Source organism: Aliiglaciecola lipolytica, from assembly GCF_018860635.1.
Taxonomy (GTDB): domain Bacteria; phylum Pseudomonadota; class Gammaproteobacteria; order Enterobacterales; family Alteromonadaceae; genus Aliiglaciecola; species Aliiglaciecola lipolytica_A.
On sequence record NZ_JAHKPT010000015.1, the window covers coordinates 1 to 3,688 of the forward strand.

A 3,688-nucleotide genomic window follows, 5' to 3' on the forward strand; every position below is an offset into this window, starting at 1 on the left:
GCGGCAGCGCTTAGAGTAAGGGCTATCCAACTGTGATTGAGATATCCGCTTAAGTTTTAAAGTGTACACATGCAAAAAAGGGCTACCCTTTCGGATAGCCCTTTCTCTAAATGGGAGTCCCGTTCCGCCCAGCTTTGCGCGTTTCTTTACTCTCGCATGGGGGTGAAGGAGGCTGTTCTTAGTTGCGCAGCAACGTTAGCCGACTGAACGACTCGCATGGATGCGAGGCTGGACGAAGCACCAGGGACGGTTAACACCTAGCGTTTTATTACATCGTCAGGTATTGCATAACACTTGATGGGTATGGTTTCTCTTGGGGTGTTGTTGCGCGGCAGCGCTTAGAAGGAATGCTACCTATCTCGATGCTCATAAAGGTGCTTCGTTAGGTAAATCGCAGGCATAAAAAAAGGCTACCTAAATAGGTAGCCTTTCTTCTAATGGGAGTCTGGCGATGTGCTACTCTCACATGGGGAAACCCCACACTACCATCGCCGCTAACACGTTTCACTTCTGAGTTCGAGATGGGATCAGGTGGTACCGTGTCGCTAAGGTCGCCAGACATAAATCGTGCAAACTCATCTTTTCAAGATGACATTTGCGCAAGGTGACTATCATTACCTATATTCGTTTAGGTATGTCCTCACCTTGTTAATAAACATGTCGTTTTTAACAAACTTGGAAGCTGTGTAATCAAAGAGTGTGCGTACTCTGTGCTCTATCGAGCTAATTTTGTGTTGTCTTGTCACTCTTACAACACCATGCTTCTTACGAAGACATTTGGGCGTTGTATGGTTAAGCCTCACGGGCAATTAGTACAGGTTAGCTTAACGCCTCACAACGCTTCCACATCCTGCCTATCTACGTCGTAGTCTTCAACAACCCTTTAGGACAGTTAAACTGTCAGGGATGACTCATCTTGGGGCTCGCTTCCCGCTTAGATGCTTTCAGCGGTTATCGATTCCGAACGTAGCTACCGGGCAATGCCATTGGCATGACAACCCGAACACCAGCGGTTCGTCCACTCCGGTCCTCTCGTACTAGGAGCAGCTCCCCTCAATCATCCAACGCCCACACCAGATAGGGACCGAACTGTCTCACGACGTTCTAAACCCAGCTCGCGTACCACTTTAAATGGCGAACAGCCATACCCTTGGGACCGACTTCAGCCCCAGGATGTGATGAGCCGACATCGAGGTGCCAAACACCGCCGTCGATATGAACTCTTGGGCGGTATCAGCCTGTTATCCCCGGAGTACCTTTTATCCGTTGAGCGATGGCCCTTCCATACAGAACCACCGGATCACTATGACCTACTTTCGTACCTGCTCGACGTGTCTGTCTCGCAGTTAAGCTAGCTTATGCCATTGCACTAACCTCACGATGTCCGACCGTGATTAGCTAACCTTCGTGCTCCTCCGTTACTCTTTGGGAGGAGACCGCCCCAGTCAAACTACCCACCAGACACTGTCCACAATCCCGATAAGGGACCAATGTTAGAACATCAAATATACAAGGGTGGTATTTCAAAGGCGGCTCCACACAATCTAGCGACTGTGCTTCAAAGCCTCCCACCTATTCTACACATGTAGATTCAATGTTCAGTGCCAAGCTGTAGTAAAGGTTCACGGGGTCTTTCCGTCTAGGTGCGGGTACACAGCATCTTCACTGCGATTTCAATTTCACTGAGTCTCGGGTGGAGACAGCGTGGCCATGATTACGCCATTCGTGCAGGTCGGAACTTACCCGACAAGGAATTTCGCTACCTTAGGACCGTTATAGTTACGGCCGCCGTTTACCGGGGCTTCGATCAAGAGCTTCGCTTGCGCTAACCCCATCAATTAACCTTCCGGCACCGGGCAGGCGTCACACCGTATACGTCATCTTTCGATTTAGCACAGTGCTGTGTTTTTAATAAACAGTTCCAGCCACCTTTTCACTGCGGCCCTCGTTCGCTTAGGAAGCAAGTTCCATCACAAACAAGGGCGTACCTTCTCCCGAAGTTACGGTACGATTTTGCCGAGTTCCTTCACCCGAGTTCTCTCAAGCGCCTTAGTATTCTCTACCTGACCACCTGTGTCGGTTTGGGGTACGGTTCGATATACCATAAGTTTAGAGGATTTTCCTGGAAGCATGGCATCAACAACTTCGTCACCTTGGTGACTCGTCTCGTGTCTCAGGTTAGTGTTGAACCGGATTTACCTAATTCAACGCCCTACGCACTTTCACTTGGATAACCAACACCAAGCTTGCCTAGCCTTCTCCGTCCCCCCTTCACTGATATACCAAGTACGGAAATATTAATCCGTTTCCCATCGACTACGCATCTCTGCCTCGCCTTAGGGGCCGACTTACCCTGCCCTGATTAGCATGGGACAGGAAACCTTGGTCTTCCGGCGTGGGGGTTTTTCACCCCCATTATCGTTACTCATGTCAGCATTCGCACTTGTGATATGTCCAGCAAGCCTCACAGCTTACCTTCAGCCACTTACACAACGCTCCCCTACCATGTTTACAAAGTAAACATCCGCAGCTTCGGTATATTGCTTAGCCCCGTTACATCTTCCGCGCAGGCCGACTCGACTAGTGAGCTATTACGCTTTCTTTAAAGGGTGGCTGCTTCTAAGCCAACCTCCTAGCTGTCTTAGCCTTCCCACATCGTTTCCCACTTAGCAATATTTTGGGACCTTAGCTGGCGGTCTGGGTTGTTTCCCTCTTCACGACGGACGTTAGCACCCGCCGTGTGTCTCCCGGATATCACTCATTGGTATTCGGAGTTTGCAAAGGGTTGGTAAGTCGGGATGACCCCCTAGCCTTAACAGTGCTCTACCCCCAATGGTGTTCGTCCGAGGCGCTACCTAAATAGCTTTCGGGGAGAACCAGCTATCTCCCGGTTTGATTGGCCTTTCACCCCCAGCCACAGGTCATCCCCTGACTTTTCAACGTCAGTGGGTTCGGTCCTCCAGTTGATGTTACTCAACCTTCAACCTGCCCATGGCTAGATCACCGGGTTTCGGGTCTATACCTTGCAACTAAACGGGCAGTTAACCCTCGCTTTCACTACGGCTTCCCTAAACGGTTAACCTTGCTACAAAATATAAGTCGCTGACCCATTATACAAAAGGTACGCAGTCACAGAACAAGTCTGCTCCCACTGCTTGTACGTATACGGTTTCAGGTTCTATTTCACTCCCCTCACAGGGGTTCTTTTCGCCTTTCCCTCACGGTACTGGTTCACTATCGGTCAGTTAGGAGTATTTAGCCTTGGAGGATGGTCCCCCCATCTTCAGTCAGGATAACACGTGTCCCGACCTACTTAATATGGCAAAAATAACGCTTAGTGTACGGGACTATCACCCTGTACCGTTGTGCTTTCCAACACATTCCACTACGTCATAATTACTCGGCTGCTCCCCGTTCGCTCGCCGCTACTAGGGGAATCTCAATTGATTTCTTTTCCTAAGGGTACTTAGATGTTTCAGTTCCCCTCGTTTGCCTCTACAACCTATGTATTCAGTTGCAGATAGTGCATAAATGCACTGGGTTCCCCCATTCGGACATCTGTGGCTCAAATGCGTTTTGTCAACTCACCACAGCTTTTCGCAGACTTACACGTCCTTCATCGCCTCTAACTGCCTAGGCATCCACCGTATACGCTTAGTCACTTAACCATACAACCCCAAATACCTTC

The 3,688-nt window shown here is 49.6% G+C and carries 2 rRNA genes; both read right to left on the reverse strand.

The features are described from left to right. Positions 1–443 precede the first annotated feature (443 nt). A 5S ribosomal RNA gene (gene rrf / locus KO530_RS06560) occupies positions 444–559 on the reverse strand. Between the two features lie 229 nt (positions 560–788). Further along, a 23S ribosomal RNA gene (locus KO530_RS06565) occupies positions 789–3,668 on the reverse strand. Between the last annotated feature and the right edge of the window lie 20 nt (positions 3,669–3,688).